Source organism: Sphingorhabdus sp. EL138 (assembly GCF_945890115.1).
Lineage (GTDB): Bacteria > Pseudomonadota > Alphaproteobacteria > Sphingomonadales > Sphingomonadaceae > Sphingorhabdus_B.
On the sequence record NZ_CAMDCK010000021.1, the window covers coordinates 1 to 18,251 of the forward strand.

The window sequence follows — 18,251 nt, forward strand, 5'->3', positions numbered from 1 at the left end:
AAATTCTGAAATGCAGGCGCTCCTTCCAAAACTGCGCGAACTCAGGATGGGTTTGGACAAACTGCGCGACTAGGCTGTCGAACCATGTAATTATGTGCGGCGACTTTTGGAAAGCGTGCCTGACCTAACAAACGTCCGCAAGTGGGTCGAGAGCGGACAAGCAGCTTTCGGTTCGAACTCAGAAATTAGTTGCCGGTTGTGAATTCGGAATGGGATATGGTGGTATCAACGATAGGCACACCATCAATTTGCAAACGGCCCTCAGCATCTCGGTTGAGAAATATCCGTTTCGACTTGCTCGGTCGGATGATCGCGGACGGCACCTGCGGCTTAGTCACCACGTAATAAGGCTGCCCAGGCGTGATTGGATAAAGACCGAGCGTTGACCAGATGTACCAAGCGCTCATCGTCCCAGCATCATCATCCATACCGTCGGCAGCGCCCTGTGGCGCGAGATCAAAACTGCGCCCGATAAAGGGCACGGCGCGCACGGCTGAATTGGTATAGCGGTGTACGACTTCCTCTGTCAGATAACGACGTACAATGGTGGTGGATGCCCCACGGTCCCCGTCCCATGCCAATAGATACGGAACATGTATATCGGGCTGGTTCGTCATATTGAACAGATTGTCTGCAAAGAAGCGCGTTAGCTCTGGCTGAAACTGTTCCCCCATCGCAACCTTTAGCCATGGCAGGTCAAACACAGCTGCCCATCGATATTGGGCCAAGGTGCCCTGATAAAGCCCGCGCGCCTTTACGATATCTTGATCTGGCCCTAAATTTTTAAATGTTTCCAACCACATTGGGCGGTATGAAACGGCAAGCTGCCTGTGGCGCTCGGCAATCTTTGGTATCTTCAAATCATCCGCTAACTCAGCGACCGCCCAGTCATCATAGGCAGCTTCGATCTGTTCATCGGGAGTGCCGCGCGCCAGGGTGTCGCTTTCAGCTGCCATGCCATTCAACGCCGCCTGCGCGTCAAAACCTAATATGCCCTTACGCCGAAAATCTAACAGGGTGATACCAGAATGCTCAGTACGTACTGTCAAGAAGGGTTCATTCTGGGTGGCCCAGCGTTGTTTTCCGCTACCGTATAGTCTGACCAAAGAGCGCGCTATGTCCTGCGCACGTTGAGGATCAATAAGGGCTAGCAGCGGCATCTGCGTGCGATAATTATCCCACATGGCCCAGCTTGTATAATGTTGCTCGCCGTTTTTGAGCACCGCAATTTGCCCGTCGCTACCTCTAAATCGACCATCGGGGTCCGCAATGGCTACAGGTGTTTGCATGACACGAAAGAGAGAACTGTAGAACAAAGCGCGCTCTTGACGGGTCCCTGTGATTTCGAGACGTTTAAATTCGCGGTTCCAGTTCGCGCGCGCCATTGAAACGATGTTATCAAATCTGCGCTGCCCCATCTCTGCTGATCGAACAATTGCAGCAGCAGCCGGATCGATAGAAGACAGACCAGTCTGAACCTCGATGGTATCCCCGGCCTTTACAGTCAGCACCGTAGACGCCAGCTTATCCGATTCTCCCCGCCACTTCGCGTGAACTGTTCTGCCGCGATGCGCTAATCGCGTTGAAGAATGCAGATGATATGTCCCCGCATCGCAAACTGTGCCGGCCGAAAAACTGGCTTTTAACGCACCATCATCAGCTGAAGTCCATATTGCGGAACCATGCCGCGTATATTGCGCCGCAAAATTTACCGTCAATTCCATCTGACCGCTGCGGGGCACAGTGAAACGCATTGCACCAGCGCCGCGCGTTGCGGTCATTTCCGCTTGGATACCGGGAACAGATGCATCCCCGCCATACGTCACGCGATAATAGCCAGCACTTGCCTTCTCGCTGGACTTGTCGATTTGCGCCAAAGCTGGATCGCCGACGTACGACAGCATGACGCGGACATCGCCACCTGCACCGCCACAGCCTACTCCAACGGCACGGGTATGCGAAAATCCTGCAATCTGGCTGGCTGCAAAATCATAGCCCGCATGGTTTGCAGGCCGCGTATCAGGGCCGATTTGCACCATACCAAATGGTGCGACTGCAGCCGGGCTAAGCTGTCCAAAGTCAGCCAAAGTGCCAACAAAGGGGTTCACCAATTCAGCAGGCGTCTCCGCGCTTGCCGCGACAGAACACAGAAAGCCGCTGCAAGATACAGCGAACACAAGAACCTGGCGCATAATCATGGGTCGAGCGGGTCAGTCACTTCGACATAAAATGCTGTTCGATCAGGGGTAAATAAGGCTGTGAATTTGTCAGGGCCAGCTTCCACCCGACCAGGCTGCACACCCATTTCACGCATATTGCGGTCAAACAGTACATTGCTTTTGATATACTGAATTGTGAGGTGGTCGGACACAATCAGCGATGGGCGATCGGTGGGAACGCCCGTTGCGAAAAGTAGGCGCGCGCTATTGCGTAAATTGGTTGTCGTGTGGCGGGCGTGAGGTTCAATCAATATCCGGTTTGAAGGGATATTATGCAACTCCACCAAAAGGCGCTTCATCTCCACGGACTCGTTCGACTTTGTCCGGTTTGGATGAACGTTACCACCAGACACAATGACGAAAGGAGCCAGACCACGCACAAACATCTGTGCCGCAAGGCGAAGGCGTACATGCGCCAATGGGCCAGTTCCTGATTGAGGATCCTCTGGTCCATGTCCGAAAACAAGGATCGCCGGATATGCATATCGCGCCCAATTGGTGTTCGATATTTCCTTAACGGTCGCTGCATTCACTCCTTCCAACAAGGGTCTGAACGCGGCGGCCTCTGTTCGCTCATTCATCATAAGCAATCCTGCTGCGAACCGCACAGCAGGTTGAAAAAATATATCGGTAGCCTGTGTTAGGCTAGCGGTCGCAACACTATGCACACGCATCAGGTTTGGAAATTCAGCACTTGTCGTGTCGAAAATCATCGAGTCGATTTTGGGATACATTGGCGCTTTGCCTTGCCCATATACCGCGATAACACGATTGTTGCCGCGCGCAGCATCCTGCCATGCCGCAGATAGCAAGTCCGCGTCATTCACAGCCTCATGCCGTGCGAAACGAGCTGATGGTCGCATATGCTGCTTTATCAAAGCATCCGCCAGGTTGGACTGCTTCACTAAGCTTCGCAGTCTTAAATCAACCAATTTGATATCTTCGTCAGTCCAGACCCAAGCATCGGTAATGCACTGCGGAGCAGCTGTGCAGGCTTCAGCTGGCACACGCGCTGCACGCTCCAATGCCAAGCGCTGCAGAGCTGGATCGGCCGCCAACGATTCTTGCCAAGCAGGCAGGGCAAGAAAATAGGAAAACAATGGAAAAACCCGCGCTTCCAACGACTCATCTAGAACTGAATTATATCCTCGCGGATCTTGCGCTCTTGCCGAGGGAGGCGCTGCAATCAGCGCGGCGAAAAGCACAACAACCCATGACAGACAGCGCATCGTTTTTTCGCCTTTTCATTCAAAATATATACAGCAGTCAACATCGGCGGTCAGGGAAGACCAGCCGATGTTAACATTACTCAAAACACAGAAGTAAGCTTACGTTTTTCTACTACCAACTTTTGCTGACGATTAGGCGGAAATTCCGACCGAATAGAGGTCTGCCGTATATTGCCTCAGAAGCATCTTGCCCCGCCAATTGGTCCGTACGCGGATTACCTTCAGTCAGGCCTTTTGCATTAGTCAGATTGTCACCGACAATTTGGAAGCGCCAGCTGCCTGTGGTGATCGCTGCGCTTGCCCCAAAAGTTTGATAGGCAGGCAATGACGTGCGGTTAAACAAGTCAACAAAACGCTCACCCACAAAGTCATATTGGCCACGGATTTCCAAATTCGCGCCGCCCAAGTCGAAGTTAAATGTCGGACGAATGTTACCGAACAATTTGGGCTCACGAATTATCTGGTTGCCGTTCACCGCACTTGGATCTGCGCCCGAGTTGTTTTCAAGGTTGCGATATTGTGGATCAGCAAAGGTTACCGATGCAGAAAGATCGAACCAACTCGTTGGTGCAAAGCGCCCATCGACTTCAACACCTTTTGCGACAGCTTGGCCAACAAATGGAACTGTCTGGTCGTTACGGCCTGTCACCGGGTTAAACGCTACGAACGACGCATTAAAGGGATCGAAATCGGTATAAAACCCAGTCAAATAGATATACGACCGGCCAAAGTCCGCTTTTAAACCTGCTTCATATTGACGCAGACGAGTCTTGATAATGGTTGGTGCAGCATTGAGCGCGATACCAGCGCCTGGTGGCACTTCAAGATTGGATACGCGACCATAAGCGCCGATATTGTCGGCAAAATCGTAGCTTAATCCCACTGTCCAATTGGTAGCAGATGTGTCTAGATCCCGCGTTACCTTTTGGCCTGTGAAGCCGCGCGTATTGTCGTCCGCGAGCGTGCCTGCTTTACCGAGATTTACGCCGCCTGCCGAAAGTAAGGTATAACCTGAAAGGTTGATCCATTCTTTACGGATGCCCGCATCCAACCGGAGATCAGGCGTAATTTCCCACGTGTCGTTTGCGTAGAATGCAATGACTTTACCATTGCTATCGCCATCGGTGAGCGTTGTTGAAGCGCGCAGTGTTCCATTGTCGGTAACATAACCCAAAATCTGGTTAGCGGCATTGTACGCTACCAAATCAAGGGTTCGAGGCTTGCCGGCCAATTCAAGTAGCATGTCATTGTAAACGGCAAAGGCCGTTGTTCCATAAATGGATCCATAGCCACCGATCTTAATGTCATGGGTGCCTAAGCCTGTCGCAAATTCTTTCGTGACGCTGAAGTCAGCTTGCGTCGAATTGAATTTCGCTTCGACTGCGCGGTACTGCGCAGACAATACAAGGCCGGAAGCTGTGCTGGGATCGTACAGCGTTGCGCCGTTCGTGCCCGCAATCGCATATCCAATGCGTGTGACTGGATTAGCCACCGAACCAAATGCGGTATTGGCTGCCGTTAGAAAGCCATTTGCAAAGGTAGTTGCCGTAGCTGGGTTTGTCGTTGAATAAAGCGCGTCAAAGCTGTTTTTACCGCTTGTGACTCCCATTTTGGCGGAGAACAAATAGCCACCAAAATCACCTTCATATTGCAACCCGACATTACCGAACCGCATGTGGCGGCCATTGGCCAGATCGCGACTTAATGTTTCAACTGCACCGGTGCCGGTCCGGTAACTCATGTTCAACCCACGCAATGAAGGTGAAGAGGTGTTTCCGGTGTGGTAGTCAAGATACGGATTCAAAGAGATCGCTGGGTTGCGCGGATCTGCAACCGGGATCGGAAGATAAAATAGATTCTTATCGTTGACGTATGTTCCCGTTAATTTGACAAAGCCGTTGGTCAATTCACGCTTTAAATTCGCACGGATCTGCCCACCTTGGTCGCTTGGAAATCCGCTGTCGCGGTAACCGTCATGGTGACGCAGAAAGCCGCCAATGGCAAAATATGTTTTCTCGCCCAGCTTGCCGGATTGCATGCCGTCGGTACGATACAGCCCGGTATCTCCAAGCGTTAATTGCGCCTTGCCCCGGGCCACTTCACCACCCGTTACCGTTATATTGTTGGCAATCGCGGCTGCGTTGCTGCTGTAAATCGGGGCCGGACCACCGCGCACGATTTCAACGCGCTCAGTCATAAGGTCGAACCGGTTCATGCCTTCGCCAGAGTTGAAGAAATACCCATCAATTTCGTGATATAGCGGCAAACCGTCCTGTTGAAAAATAAGATATCCCCGGTCGGTGGGGATACCACGGACACGCGTGATATTCTGAACTTCACCGCCTGTGGCTTCGATATGAATTCCAGGGACATTGCCAAGCAACTCTGCATAGTTTTTCGGCGCGGCGGCCAGTACATCGTCTTGCGACAGCGAATTGACGGCATACGAAACATCGAAACGGCGCTCTGCGCGCGCTGAGCCAGTAACAACGATCTGTGCGTTGTCATTATCGTCAGCATCGGTCTGTTCGACCTCGGCATTGCCGACAGACTTTGTCGCTGCCATTGGCTGATCTGCAGCGACGGCTGGAGCTGTGTATGCAAGCAGACTGGTTGAGCCAAAAAGGCCAATAGTCAGTCGAAGATAGTTTCTAGAAATCATTACGCGTCCCTGTTTTTGTGATACTTGAGCGCGCCATACGGGAGCTTTGCGTCTAATCGACATCTAATTTGCTTCAGCTGTATTTCAGATTTAATATATATATTACAGACTTAGTCTTTATGCGGCTCCGCCACGCGCCGAAACATAACTGACGAAGATACAGCGGTGTCGAAACTGCAATCTGCAGCCTGCGGGTCAACGACGTCGCGGCAAAATCTACAGTTATTATAGCTGCGCTGGCTGTAAGCTCGGCGGTCGGTCTGTTTGCAAGGGCGGCAACATACCGCTTGAAAAACTGGACGGGCTAATTCTGGACAATGTGACCCAGCAGCTATTTAATCCTGAGCGGATGGCCATAATTCTTGGGGCGCTCGTGAAGCGGACAAATACCAAAGATGCTGCCGTAGATGATCGGCGGGGTCGGCTAGAAGCCGAACGCAAGGACAAACAAGAAAAGCTAGCCCGGCTTTACCGCGCCATCGAAGACGGCATTGTAGAGCTCGACGACGACCTCAAAGTGCGAATCGCAACCATCAAGCAAGAACGCGACATCGTTCAAACCTCGCTTGATCGAATCCACGTGCAAGCTTCGACCAGCCAAGAATTGACACCTGACAGGATCGCGGCGTTCGCTAAACTTGCACAGGACAAACTGCTGAAGGGCGAGGCGCAGGCCCGCCGTGCATATTTGCGATCAATCATCACGCGCATCGAAGTGAGCAAAGAAAAGATCCGGATTATCGGGGATACCAACGTACTGGCAGGAGCGGTTTCAGGCCGAAAAGACGGCCCGCAAAATGTTCGCGGTTATGTTCGCAATTGGCGCGCCCTACAGGAGTCGAACCTGTGGCCTCAAGATTAGAAGTCTCGCGCTCTATCCAGCTGAGCTAAGGGCGCGCGCTGTTTCGCGCAATAACGGCTTTGCGCGCGAACGCAAAGCTGCTTATGTCAAATTATGCAGGACACTCCAATTATCTCCCAAAGCGCAAGTGACGTTGCTGGCCGCCAGTTTCGCTATTATGATTTTGTTATGGCGGCCTTTGTCGCCATTTTGTTGCTTTCCAACATCATCGGTGCAGCCAAGCCTGCGGCGCTGACAATATCGGGCGAGCAATGGATTTTTGGCGCTGGGATATTGTTCTTCCCCTTAGGCTACGTCATTGGCGACGTCCTGACAGAAGTCTATGGCTATGCGCGCGCGCGTCGTGTCATCTGGGTTGGCTTTGTCGCGCTTGTGTTCATGGCCTTTATGAGCTGGGTTGTTGTTACCTTGCCGCCCGCACCCGGTTGGGAAGGGCAAGCGGCGTATGAAAGCGTGTTTGGACAAGTCTGGCGGATCGTCATTGCCTCCATCACCGCGTTTTGGGCGGGCGAGTTTGTAAACAGCTATGTCATGGCACGTATGAAAATTTGGACTGCTGGAAAGCATTTATGGTCGCGCACCATTGGTTCAACGATTGTGGGGCAAGGCATCGATAGCCTCATTTTTTATCCGCTCGCCTTTTGGGGGGTGTGGAGCAACGAGCAGGTTATCAGTGTTATGATTACCAACTGGCTGTTGAAAGTGGGCTGGGAAGTTGTGTTGACGCCCGTCACTTATGGCGTTGTTGGCTGGCTGAAGCGCAAAGAGGGCGTCGAGATTTTTGACCAAGATACAAATTTTTCGCCATTCAAAACAAAAATATAGGCCGTCATGCAGGACCGTGTGCAGCTTCTGGCCGAGCATTGGGTTAGCTATAAAACCTGGCTGATCGAAACAGTTGGCCTGACCAATGATGCGATGCACGTTCATGGGGCGCTTTTGATCTTATGCGTATCGGCTTTGGTGTTACGGCGCAGGCCCGACAGCCCGTGGTGCTGGTTAATCGTATTTGTCGCCCAGTTATTTAATGAGTATGCCGATTTGAGGGGTGCAGCACCTGGCGAGGCTGTAATGGATGCAGCTTTGCATGACATTTACAACACCATGTTCTGGCCAACTGTGATCTTGATATTGGGGCGTTTGTTATACCCGCGACAGAAAGCGGATCTCGTCAGGCCCACCGCGCCGTCAAGCGATTTGCCGCAATAACCCCTCAAACAAGCGACGCCCGTCTAACCCGCCATGCACGGCTTCGGTCATGCGTTCGGGGTGAGGCATCATGCCCAGCACATTTCCGGCGGCGCTCAATACGCCCGCAATGTTGCGCGCTGAACCATTGACGTTTTCGGCGTAGCGGAAAGCAACACGGCCTTCGCCTTCAAGCCTATCAAGTGTATCGCTGTCGGCGAAATAATTGCCGTCATGATGCGCAACGGGAATTCGGATCTGTTCACCGACTGAATAGCCGCTGGTAAAAACAGAGCGATCATTTTCGACCGTCAGGCCAACTGTGCGGCACACAAAGCGGATCCCTGCATTGCGCATGAGCGCGCCGGGCAACAGGCCTGCTTCTGTTAAAATTTGAAAGCCATTGCACACACCCAGAACGGGGACCCCGCGTTCTGCGGCCTTAATGACCGCCTGCATAACCGGAGAGCGCGCAGCCATGGCACCGGACCGCAGATAATCGCCATAAGAGAAACCGCCAGGAATAGCGATAAGATCAAGCCCATCGGGCAGTTCACCAGCGCCGTGCCAAACCAAAGTCGTTTCGGCACCTGTAATGTCGCGAATGGCAACGGCCATGTCACGATCACAATTAGAACCCGGAAATTGGATAACTGCCGCGCGCATCAGGCCTGCTCAATCTCGAAATTCTCAATAACCATATTGGCTAGTAACTTGGTACACATCGTTTCCAAGTCAGCCTTTGAAACGCCCGACTCATGTTCGATTTCGATGAGGCGTCCGGCCCGTACGTCATGAACGCCCGAAAAACCCAAGCCCTCTATGGCGTGATGGATGGCTTTTCCTTGCGGGTCGAGCACACCGTTTTTTAATGTTACAAAAATGCGCGTTTTCATGAGGACCCGTCCACTTGCCAGTTTCCGTTTCTATAGAAGCCGCCACGTGCGATTCAAGCGTAAGCTGACCTCAATCGTATTTTAACGCGGCTTGGAAAGCGTGGCGTTTGGAAATCATGCTACAAGCTAATATTTAACATTAGAAAAAACTATATAGGACTAATTGGGGCGCAATCCAATTGCGGCACCGCCATGTCATCTGACATAGCCACATCCTCATAAAGTTGAGTGGATAAAATGAAAAAAACGGCACGGGCGGTAGTGATTGGTGGCGGCGTTGTAGGCGTGAGCACTCTGTATCATCTCGCCAAAATGGGGTGGGGCGATGTTGTCTTGCTAGAGCGCAAGGAACTGACTTCGGGGTCAACATGGCATGCCGCCGGGCTTCTGCCTTTATTTAATCTCAGCTATTCCGTCGGCAAGTTGCATCAATATTCGGTGGCTCTATATCCCACGTTGGAGGCCGAAACAGGGCTGCATGCCGGATTGTCGCAAGTTACCAATATCCGACTCGCGACGACCAAGGACCGGATGGATGAATATCATTATTACGCCGGTGTTGCCCGCACTATTGGTGTTGATGTCAACTTCCTAACGCCAGAACAGGTTAAAGAGATTTGGCCGCTTGCCAATATGGACGGTGTCATTGGCGCGATTCAGCATCCCGATGACGGCTATATCCAGCCTGCCGACCTTACGCAGGCGCTAGCAAAAGGTGCGCGGCAATGCGGGGCGACGATTTATCGCAATACAACGGTTACCGGTATCGCGCAGCAACCCAATGGTGAGTGGCTGGTCTCCACGGATCAGGGGGACATCATGTGCGAGCACGTCATATCCTGTTCGGGTAACTTTGCGCGGCAAACAGGGGCGATGGTTGGGTTGGATATTCCTGTCATCCCAGTCGAGCACCAATATCTGGTGACTGAACAACATCCTGCAATCATGGAGCGCAAAAAGGCTGGTCTGCCGGAAATGGGCGTGCTGCGCGAATCTGACGCGAGCTATTATATGCGTGAGGAAGCTGGCGGCCTGTTGCTTGGGCCATATGAAGTCGGCGCGCCCGCTTGCTATGTTGATGGCCCTGCTGCGAACAGCGAATATGAATTGTTTCCTGATGCACTCGAGCGGCTCGAGCCATATATCGTCGCGGCAATGAACCGCGTGCCTGCCTTTGGCGAAGTGGGCATCAAGAAAGTCTATAACGGCGCGATTGCCTACACACCCGACGGATCGCCGATCATCGGACCGGCATGGGGCCTGAAAAACTTCTGGCTGAACGAAGGGCACAGCTTTGGGATCACGGCCGCAGGCGGCGCGGGTTGGCAGTTGGCGCACTGGATTGTGGACGGGGAACCCACCATCGATATGATGGGCGTCGATCCGCGCCGCTTTGGCGAATATGCTGGTCGGGGCTTTCTGGTCGAAAAGAATGAGGAGGCCTATGCCAAGGTCTTCACGGTGCATTATCCCGATGAAGAACGCGAGGCGGGGCGGGCGTTACGGCGCACGCCATGCTATGACCGGATGAAGGCACTTGGCGCGGTGTTTGGCAGTGTATTTGGCTGGGAACGCCCCAATTGGTTTGCGCCGGCTGGCTATACATTAAGCGAAGCCGATCTCGACAAGCCCGATGTCTTGTTGAATGACAATCATCCCGTCGTGTCCGGCGAACCCGTCCGTGAAAAATGGTCGTTCCGCCGCTCCAATTATTTCGAACATGTCGGTAATGAATGCCTGCACGTGACGAAGCATGTCGGCATTCAGGATATGAGCGCTTTTGCCAAATGTGAGATATCGGGACCGGGCGCGGAAAGCTGGCTGGACCAATTGCTGACAAATGCAGTGCCCAAAAAGGTCGGACGCGTCACTTTGTCCTATTTGCTCACCCACAAAGGCGGCGTCCGCAGTGAATTCACGGTCTATAAAGTTGGGCCGCAGCGTTATTATCTGGTGTCGGCAGGCGCATATGAGCGGCACGACCATGATTATCTGAAAAAGGCCATGCCAAAAGATGGCTCCGTCAATTTCGAACGGCTAACAACGTCCATGGGCGTGCTGGTGCTCGCTGGCCCACGGTCGCGCGACGTGCTGGCACAACTGACCGACACGGATTTGTCAAACGAGGCCTTCCCATGGCTGACGGGTAAGAAAATGAGCATTGGCCTAGCGCAAGTCGACGCGTTGCGGGTGAACTTCATTGGCGAGCTGGGTTGGGAAATCCACCATCCGATTGAAATGCAGAATTATATTTTCGACAGACTGATGGAGGCCGGGGCTGCGTTCGACATTAAGCCATTCGGCATCCGCGCGATGACGTCCATGGCGCTGGAAAAAAGCTACAAGCTTATCCCACGCGAATTGTCGGTTGAATATTCGGCTTATGAAAGCGGCTTGGACCGTTTTATCAGCCTCAAGAAACCATCATTTTTTGGACGGGAAGCGTTGCTGGCGTGGAAGGAACGCGGTAGCGCGAACCAGCTGGTCACCATGGAAGTGCATGGTGTCACCGATGCCGACGCACGTGGGTCTGAACCCATTTATCAGGGCGATGATTTGGTTGGCCGAGTGACATCGGGTGGCTATGGCTGGCGCGTCGGCAAGTCGCTTGCGCTTGCGATGGTCCGGCCGGATTTGGCAGTACCGGGCGCGGAATTGGAAATCCTCATTTTAGGCGTTCGGCATAAAGCGACGATCATAACCGATTCACCCTTCGATCCTGACAACATGGCACTTAGGAGCTAAACCCGTGTCGCACTTCGTCCCGATCGCCAACTGGCTTGCCAATGACCGCAAAGGTCATACGCTACCGCGTGGCTTATATGTCAGTGATGAAGCGTTCGCATTCGATACGCAGGTCATGCTCAAATCGGTCTGGCTATATGCCTGCACCGTCGCCCATGTGAAAAATCCGGGTGATTATTTCCTGTTCGAACTTGCCGATAACTCCATCATCATCGTGCGTGGGCGCGATAATGAGGTGCGGGCATTTTGGAATAGTTGTCGGCATCGCGGTGCAAAGGTTTGCCTTGAACAGCGCGGTCGTGCGCCACGTTTGATGTGTCCTTATCATCAATGGACCTATGGCCTTGATGGGCAGTTATTGGCTGCGCGCAGTATGGCAGATGATTTCGACAAGGCAGACCATGGCTTGAGTCCAGTTGCGCTGGAAAATGTCGGTGGGCTGATATTCATCTGCCTAAGCGACAATCCGCCGCCGATAGATCGCGTGAAAGCTGACATTGTGAACCAGATCGCTGTCTATGACCTCGAAAATCTAAAGGTCGCGGTGCAGGATGATTATATCGAAGACGCCAATTGGAAGCTGGTTATGGAAAATAACCGCGAATGCTATCATTGCGACGCGGGCCACCCCGAACTGATCAGCGTGTTAGGAACAACAGGGTTCGGCAAGGACGCGCCTGCCGATGATTACCTGGAAGAAAAACGTGCAGAATGGCAGGCGTTAGGCATTGACCATGATTTAGTCGAGTTTCCCGATGGCTGGTGGCATCGGGTTGCGCGTTTGGCATTGGCAAATGGCGCGGTGACGCAATCGATTGATGGCAAGCTTGCGTGCCAAAAACTGATTGGGCCATTCAAGGCGCCGGAAACATCGAGCCTCTCGGTCTGGACTCAGCCCAATAGCTGGCACCATTTTTGTTGCGATCATGTGGTCACATTTTCTCTGACTCCGATTGGCCCCGACAAAACTCTGCTTCGGACAAGCTGGCTCGTGCATAAGGATGCTGTTGAAGGGGTTGATTACGATCCTGATCATCTTGCCGCATTGTGGCGGGCTACGAATGTGCAAGATGGACATTTCTCTATGGTTAACCATCAAGGCATTGCGAATGACGGCTATGTACAAGGGCCCTATGCGGTCGAGGAAAAGCTGGTTGAGGATTTCAAAGATTTCTATGTCGACCGAGCCAAGGCGGCGTTGAAGGCGGAGACAAGATGACGACACTTCCCATATCAGGTTCGATAAAGATGACGGGCGATGGCTGGAAGCCGGGCAAGCGGTCTGGTGAGACCAACCTTTCGCTTATCGATGATCCGCGCGGGTACCGCACGATGCTGACGAAAATTGCCGCCGGCCCCTTGGGCGAGATGCACGCACATGACGAGATCGAGCAGATCTACGTCATTGAAGGTGATTTTTTTGATGATGATGCCAGCTATGGTGCAGGTGATTTCCTATTGCGTATGCCGGGCACGATGCATCGGGCAGGCAGCAAAAACGGATGTACGATGGTAATCGTTTACACCCCTCTGGTTGCAGGTGCCGCATGACCCGCTTCAGCGCGTTAAGCCTGTTTACGAAGGCGTTTGGTGGGCACCAAAATTGGCCTGAACAATGGCCCGATGCTGCGCCGAAGCCAGCTTATGACGCGATTATCGTCGGCGGCGGCGGGCATGGTCTGGGCGCGGCATATTATCTCGCCAAGAAATATGGGATCACCAACGTCGCCGTGCTTGAAAAGGGCTGGATCGGTGGCGGCAATACCGGACGGAATACGACGATCATCCGCTCCAACTATCTGTATGACGAAAGCGCGCATCTTTACGATCACGCGGTGAAATTGTGGGATGGCCTCAGTCAGGAGCTGAACTATAACATCATGTATTCCAAGCGCGGCGTCATGATGCTCGCGCACAATGTGCATGACGTACAAAGCCTTCAACGGCACATTAACGCCAACCGCCTCAACGGTGTTGATAATGAATGGCTGACGCCCGAACAGGCCAAGGCTTACTGCCCGCCGTTGAATATATCGCCGGATGCGCGGCACCCGGTCTTGGGCGCGGCGCTGCAACGGCGCGGCGGCACTGCGCGGCATGACTCGGTGGCCTGGGGCTATGCGCGTGCGGCGGCTGCTTTGGGCGTCGATATCATTCAGAACTGCGCCGTGACGGGTATTCGTCGCGGTGCCGATGGCGCCGTAGAGGGCGTGGAAACCACACGCGGTTATATAGGGGCAAAGCGTGTTGGCGTATCGGCTGCGGGTAACACGTCGGTTATCATGCAAATGGCCGGCCTCGACTTTCCGCTCGAAAGCTATCCTCTGCAGGCACTGGTGTCTGAACCGATCAAACCGACTTTCCCATGCGTCGTGATGTCGAACACGGTCCACGCCTATATGAGCCAGTCGGACAAGGGCGAGTTGGTGATTGGCGCGGGAACAGATCAATATGTCAGCTATTCGCAACGCGGTGCGCTGCACATTGTGGAACATACTCTGGCGGCCATTTGCGAGATTTTTCCGATTTACCGTCGGATGCGGATGTTGCGGACATGGGGCGGCATCGTCGATGTGACGCCCGATCGATCGCCGATTTTGGGTAAGACGCCGGTCAAGGGGCTTTACGTGAACTGTGGTTGGGGCACGGGCGGGTTTAAGGCCACGCCGGGGGCAGGGGATTTGTTGGCCTATACCATTGCAAAAGATCAACCGCATGATATCAACGCCCCGTTCAATCTCGACCGTTTCCGTAATGGCCGGTTGATTGACGAAGCGGCAGCAGCAGCAGTGGCGCATTGATATGATCCTGATCCACTGCCCATATTGTGACGAGAAGCGTCCCGAAATTGAATTTGCCAATGCAGGACAAGCGCATATCGCGCGGCCGCTCGACCCATCCGGTCAAAGCGACGCGGATTGGGAGACCTATCTGTTCATTCGCGCCAACCCGCGTGGGCGGCACCATGAACGCTGGCGGCATATCCATGGGTGCGGACGTTTCTTTAACGCGGTGCGCGATACAGTGACCGATAAATTTGAAACAACCTATAAAGCTGGGGAGCCGCGCCGATGAGTGGCTTTCGCCTTGAAACTGGCGGACGCATTGACCGCAGCCAGCCTGTTCGATTCGATTTCGACGGCAAGACCTATCAGGGCTTTGCGGGCGATAGTTTGGCGTCGGCTTTGCTCGCCAATGGTGTCATGCTGTTTGGCAGATCCTTCAAATATCACCGCCCGCGCGGGCTAGTTGCGGCGGGCAGCGAGGAACCAAATGCCCTGATTTCGGTCAATCGTGGACCAGGGCGATTTACCCCTAATTTGCGGGCGACGGGTGTTGAAATTCACGATGGACTCATTGCGACCAGTCAAAATCGCTGGCCATCTTTGGCGATGGACTTTGGTGCTATTAACGACCGGCTGGGCATGTTTTTTCCAGCAGGTTTTTACAACAAAACATTCATGTGGCCGCGTTCTTTTTGGGACAGAGTATACGAACCAGCCATTCGCAAAATGGCGGGACTTGGCGATGCGCCGACCACCGAAGATCCCGATGTTTATGCATCAACCTACGCCCATTGTGATCTATTGATTATTGGCGCAGGGCCCGCCGGTATCGACGCCGCACTTGGCTTTATGGATACGAACAAGCGGATTGTCCTGATAGATGAGCAGGATGAATTGGGCGGCGGTGCTTTGGCCGACCCTGCTTTATGGCCATGGCTGGAGCGTAGCGTCAAAGCATTGACCGATGCACCCAATGTTACAATCCTGACGCGCACGACAGCGTTCGGTTATTATCACGACAATTTCATTGGCGCGGTACAGCGGCTGACCGACCATCTTCCTGATGTAACGGATGCGCCGCGCGAGAAATTATGGCGCATCAGGGCAGGTGAAGTCGTGCTGGCACAAGGTGCAATCGAACGACCGCTTGTTTTCGATGGCAATGACACGCCCGGCGTCATGCTGTCGTCCGCTGCGAAGGTCTATGCCAATCGTTACGGGGTAGCGGTGGGTAAAGCGCTCGCGTTAATGGCATCGCACGATAGCGGTTGGCATGATGTATTTGCACTGGCCAAAGCGGGCGTTGGCATTTCCGTCATTATCGATGTTCGTGAAAGCGTAGACAGCGCGTTAATACTCGAGGCTAGCCGTCTGGGCATCACAGTTTACTTGAACCACGGCGTTGTTGGCGTGAACGGCAGGCATAATGTCAGTTCCATCGACATCTGCGATTATGGCGATCAACGGGTAAGCCGCATTGATTGCGATGCGCTATTGATGGCGGGGGGCTGGACGCCAAGCGTGCATTTATGGTCGCACAGCAAGGGCAGCCTGAAATGGCGCGATGACCTGGGTGCTTATGTCCCAGATGTGCCAAATGAAAATGTGCATTGTGTTGGTGGATGTTCAGGTGATTGGGATTTTGGCACGGGCGCAATTATCGATATGTTGCCGACGCCTAAGGACCAAAGCCGTATAAAGGCATTTGTCGATTTCCAGAATGATGTGACGGCAAAGGACATCATGCTTGCGGTGCGTGAGGGCTTTCGGTCTATCGAGCATATCAAGCGGTACACCACCAACGGCATGGCGACCGACCAAGGTAAGACATCCAACCTCAACGGCTTGCAAATCGCTTCGTCTGCGCTGAATAAACCCGTTACCGATATTGGGCTGACGAGCTTTCGCCCGCCTTACACGCCGCAGACATTTGGGGCATTGGCCGGACATGCCAAAGGGGCTTTGTTCCAACCCACACGGACAACCAATATCGATGACTGGGCGCAAGCGCATGGCGCGGTATTTGAACTGGTAGCGCAATGGCGAAGGGCACGTTACTTCCCGCATTCAGGGGAAGATATGCATGCCGCCGTGAACCGCGAATGTGTTGCGGTGCGTTCGTCGGTCGGTATTTTTGATGCATCGACGCTGGGTAAGATTGAAGTTGTCGGTCCCGACGCCGCCGAATTCCTAAACCGCATGTATACCAATCCGTGGAAGGCGCTCGAGCCCGGGCGGTGCCGTTACGGCCTGTTGTTGAAGGAAGATGGTTTCATCACCGACGACGGTGTGTCGGCACGGCTGGCACCAGATCGGTTCCACCTGACCACGACAACTGGCGGCGCGGCGCGCGTGCTGAATATGATGGAGGATTATCTCCAGACCGAATGGCCCGACCTTGACGTCTGGTTAACGAGCACGACCGAGCAATATGCGGTCATCGCCCTGCAAGGCCCCAATGCACGCAAGGTTCTTGAACCACTATTGGAGGGCATTGACCTGTCGGCAGAGGCCTTTCCACATATGGCGATCCGGGAGGGCAGAATATGCGGCATAGAAACGCGCTTGTTCCGCGTGAGCTTCACCGGTGAACTGGGCTTTGAGATCAACGTGCCGACGGCTTATGGACGGGCGGTATGGGAACAATTGATGGCGCAGGGCGCGCAATATGGCATCACGCCTTATGGTACCGAGGCGATGCATGTTTTGCGCGCCGAAAAAGGCTTCATCATTGTAGGGCAAGATACTGACGGCACGGTCACGCCCTTTGACGCCGGTCTCGATTGGGCCGTGGGCAAGAAAAAGCCTGACTTTGTTGGCAAACGATCCATGGCCCGCTCGGATATCGTCGCATTGGGCCGTAAGCAGTTGGTCGGCCTGCTGACCGACGACCCCAATCTTGTGTTAGAGGAAGGCGCGCAGATTGTTGCTGACCCCAAGCAACCTATCCCGATGACGATGATTGGCCATGTTACATCGTCCTATTGGAGCGAGACGCTTGGCCGTTCGATTGCGATGGCGCTGGTTGCTGGAGGACATGATATGACGGGCAATACGCTCCATATTCCGATGCCAGGCAAGACGCATACCGCCAAAGTCAGCGGCGTTGTTTTCTACGACCCGGAAGGAGCACGGCTGCATGTCTGAGGCCCTTATTCGTCATGAGCCTGTGTCCGATGCCCCCTTTGTAGCCGAGGGTGTCTGTATCAGCCTTGCGCCGCCGATGCAGCGTCATGCGTTGCGGGCGCGCAACGCAGAGGATTTGGAAGGCTTGTTAAAGGTCAAGATACCACGGAAAATCGGCGCATCCCATGGCGGCATTATGTGCCTTGGTCCCGACGAATGGTATTTCCGCAGCGAAGTTGGCACGGCGATCCCGACAGGGGAAGGGCTGCCTGTGGCCATTACCGACATTAGCGAACGGTCCATATGCCTTATCGTCGAAGGGCCGCGCGCATCGGAAATTTTGATGGCGGGCTGCCCGCTTGATCTTGACCAATTTGCCGTCGGTCAAGCGACGCGAACCATTTATGAAACGGTCGAAATCATCGTCATGCGTGCGGCAGAAGATCGCTTTCATGTCGAAGTTTGGCGCAGTTTTTCTGCATGGCTGTGGATGGCGATGACCATGGCGGCACGCCATTGACCGAGCGGCATCGCACCT

At 53.7% G+C, this 18,251-nt stretch carries 14 protein-coding genes and 1 tRNA gene; 9 read left to right on the top strand and 6 right to left on the bottom strand.

Going from position 1 to position 18,251, the window contains the following annotated elements; translation table 11 throughout:
- Nucleotides 1–185 precede the first annotated feature (185 nt).
- From Q0O07_RS09885 to Q0O07_RS09900, 4 genes are all read right to left on the bottom strand, one after another.
- Nucleotides 186–2,192: a glycoside hydrolase domain-containing protein gene (locus Q0O07_RS09885; protein ID WP_295493087.1), complete on the bottom strand. Its 2,007-nt coding sequence runs from the start codon at nt 2,190–2,192 to the stop codon at nt 186–188.
- A 2-nt stretch (nt 2,193–2,194) separates the two neighbouring features.
- Nucleotides 2,195–3,277, bottom strand: a complete 1,083-nt coding sequence (locus Q0O07_RS09890; RefSeq protein WP_295493090.1) for a YdcF family protein — start codon at nt 3,275–3,277, stop codon at nt 2,195–2,197.
- Between the two features lie 283 nt (nt 3,278–3,560).
- Entirely contained in the window at nt 3,561–6,110 is a 2,550-nt protein-coding gene (locus tag Q0O07_RS09895) for a TonB-dependent receptor (RefSeq protein ID WP_295493093.1), read from the bottom strand.
- 820 nt (nt 6,111–6,930) lie between these two features.
- A tRNA-Arg gene (locus Q0O07_RS09900) sits at nt 6,931–7,007 on the bottom strand.
- A 58-nt stretch (nt 7,008–7,065) separates the two neighbouring features.
- On the opposite strand from Q0O07_RS09900, the gene Q0O07_RS09905 reads away from it, so the two are divergent.
- Both Q0O07_RS09905 and Q0O07_RS09910 read left to right on the top strand, forming a co-directional pair.
- Nucleotides 7,066–7,797: a queuosine precursor transporter gene (locus Q0O07_RS09905; protein WP_295493095.1), complete on the top strand. Its 732-nt coding sequence runs from the start codon at nt 7,066–7,068 to the stop codon at nt 7,795–7,797.
- 6 nt (nt 7,798–7,803) lie between these two features.
- Nucleotides 7,804–8,181, top strand: coding sequence for a hypothetical protein (locus Q0O07_RS09910; protein ID WP_295493097.1), 378 nt, complete (start codon nt 7,804–7,806; stop codon nt 8,179–8,181).
- Here the strand turns inward: Q0O07_RS09910 and purQ are convergent.
- The gene (purQ, locus tag Q0O07_RS09915) at nt 8,161–8,826 is read right to left on the bottom strand and encodes a phosphoribosylformylglycinamidine synthase subunit PurQ (RefSeq protein ID WP_295493099.1); all 666 of its coding nucleotides are present in this window, start codon (nt 8,824–8,826) and stop codon (nt 8,161–8,163) included. The two genes, Q0O07_RS09910 and purQ, sit on opposite strands and share 21 nt — an antisense overlap.
- A complete protein-coding gene (gene purS, locus Q0O07_RS09920) occupies nt 8,826–9,056 on the bottom strand; it encodes a phosphoribosylformylglycinamidine synthase subunit PurS (RefSeq protein ID WP_295493102.1) in 231 nt (76 codons plus the stop codon). Before purS ends, purQ begins: the two co-directional genes overlap by 1 nt.
- A gap of 237 nt (nt 9,057–9,293) precedes the next feature.
- Between purS and Q0O07_RS09925 the strand changes: the two genes are divergently transcribed.
- From Q0O07_RS09925 to Q0O07_RS09955, 7 genes are read left to right on the top strand one after another with little or no spacing between them, the layout of a single operon-like run.
- Nucleotides 9,294–11,801, top strand: a complete 2,508-nt coding sequence (locus Q0O07_RS09925; RefSeq protein WP_295493104.1) for an FAD-dependent oxidoreductase — start codon at nt 9,294–9,296, stop codon at nt 11,799–11,801.
- 4 nt (nt 11,802–11,805) lie between these two features.
- A complete protein-coding gene (locus tag Q0O07_RS09930; protein WP_295493106.1) occupies nt 11,806–13,020 on the top strand; it encodes an aromatic ring-hydroxylating dioxygenase subunit alpha in 1,215 nt (404 codons plus the stop codon).
- Nucleotides 13,017–13,352 carry a cupin domain-containing protein gene (locus Q0O07_RS09935; RefSeq protein ID WP_295493109.1) on the top strand — a complete coding sequence of 112 codons (336 nt, stop codon included), beginning with the start codon at nt 13,017–13,019 and terminating at the stop codon, nt 13,350–13,352. The genes Q0O07_RS09930 and Q0O07_RS09935 overlap by 4 nt, the downstream gene beginning before the upstream one ends.
- Nucleotides 13,349–14,602 carry a sarcosine oxidase subunit beta family protein gene (locus tag Q0O07_RS09940; RefSeq protein ID WP_295493112.1) on the top strand — a complete coding sequence of 418 codons (1,254 nt, stop codon included), beginning with the start codon at nt 13,349–13,351 and terminating at the stop codon, nt 14,600–14,602. Before Q0O07_RS09935 ends, Q0O07_RS09940 begins: the two co-directional genes overlap by 4 nt.
- A gap of 1 nt (nt 14,603) precedes the next feature.
- Nucleotides 14,604–14,876, top strand: coding sequence for a sarcosine oxidase subunit delta (locus Q0O07_RS09945; RefSeq protein ID WP_295493115.1), 273 nt, complete (start codon nt 14,604–14,606; stop codon nt 14,874–14,876).
- Nucleotides 14,873–17,734, top strand: coding sequence for a 2Fe-2S iron-sulfur cluster-binding protein (locus Q0O07_RS09950; protein WP_295493117.1), 2,862 nt, complete (start codon nt 14,873–14,875; stop codon nt 17,732–17,734). Before Q0O07_RS09945 ends, Q0O07_RS09950 begins: the two co-directional genes overlap by 4 nt.
- Nucleotides 17,727–18,233 (top strand): sarcosine oxidase subunit gamma, encoded by a 507-nt coding sequence (locus tag Q0O07_RS09955; protein WP_295493119.1) that lies wholly within the window; start codon nt 17,727–17,729, stop codon nt 18,231–18,233. The genes Q0O07_RS09950 and Q0O07_RS09955 overlap by 8 nt, the downstream gene beginning before the upstream one ends.
- Nucleotides 18,234–18,251 lie beyond the last annotated feature (18 nt).

Coding starts and splice junctions, on each gene's coding strand:
- purS (WP_295493102.1), bottom strand. CDS start 9,056: ATGAAAACGCGCATTTTTGTAACATTAAAAAACGGTGTGCTCGACCCG.
- Q0O07_RS09885 (WP_295493087.1), bottom strand. CDS start 2,192: ATGCGCCAGGTTCTTGTGTTCGCTGTATCTTGCAGCGGCTTTCTGTGT.
- purQ (WP_295493099.1), bottom strand. CDS start 8,826: ATGCGCGCGGCAGTTATCCAATTTCCGGGTTCTAATTGTGATCGTGAC.
- Q0O07_RS09895 (WP_295493093.1), bottom strand. CDS start 6,110: ATGATTTCTAGAAACTATCTTCGACTGACTATTGGCCTTTTTGGCTCA.
- Q0O07_RS09955 (WP_295493119.1), top strand. CDS start 17,727: ATGTCTGAGGCCCTTATTCGTCATGAGCCTGTGTCCGATGCCCCCTTT.
- Q0O07_RS09945 (WP_295493115.1), top strand. CDS start 14,604: ATGATCCTGATCCACTGCCCATATTGTGACGAGAAGCGTCCCGAAATT.
- Q0O07_RS09925 (WP_295493104.1), top strand. CDS start 9,294: ATGAAAAAAACGGCACGGGCGGTAGTGATTGGTGGCGGCGTTGTAGGC.
- Q0O07_RS09940 (WP_295493112.1), top strand. CDS start 13,349: ATGACCCGCTTCAGCGCGTTAAGCCTGTTTACGAAGGCGTTTGGTGGG.
- Q0O07_RS09950 (WP_295493117.1), top strand. CDS start 14,873: ATGAGTGGCTTTCGCCTTGAAACTGGCGGACGCATTGACCGCAGCCAG.
- Q0O07_RS09935 (WP_295493109.1), top strand. CDS start 13,017: ATGACGACACTTCCCATATCAGGTTCGATAAAGATGACGGGCGATGGC.
- Q0O07_RS09905 (WP_295493095.1), top strand. CDS start 7,066: ATGCAGGACACTCCAATTATCTCCCAAAGCGCAAGTGACGTTGCTGGC.
- Q0O07_RS09910 (WP_295493097.1), top strand. CDS start 7,804: ATGCAGGACCGTGTGCAGCTTCTGGCCGAGCATTGGGTTAGCTATAAA.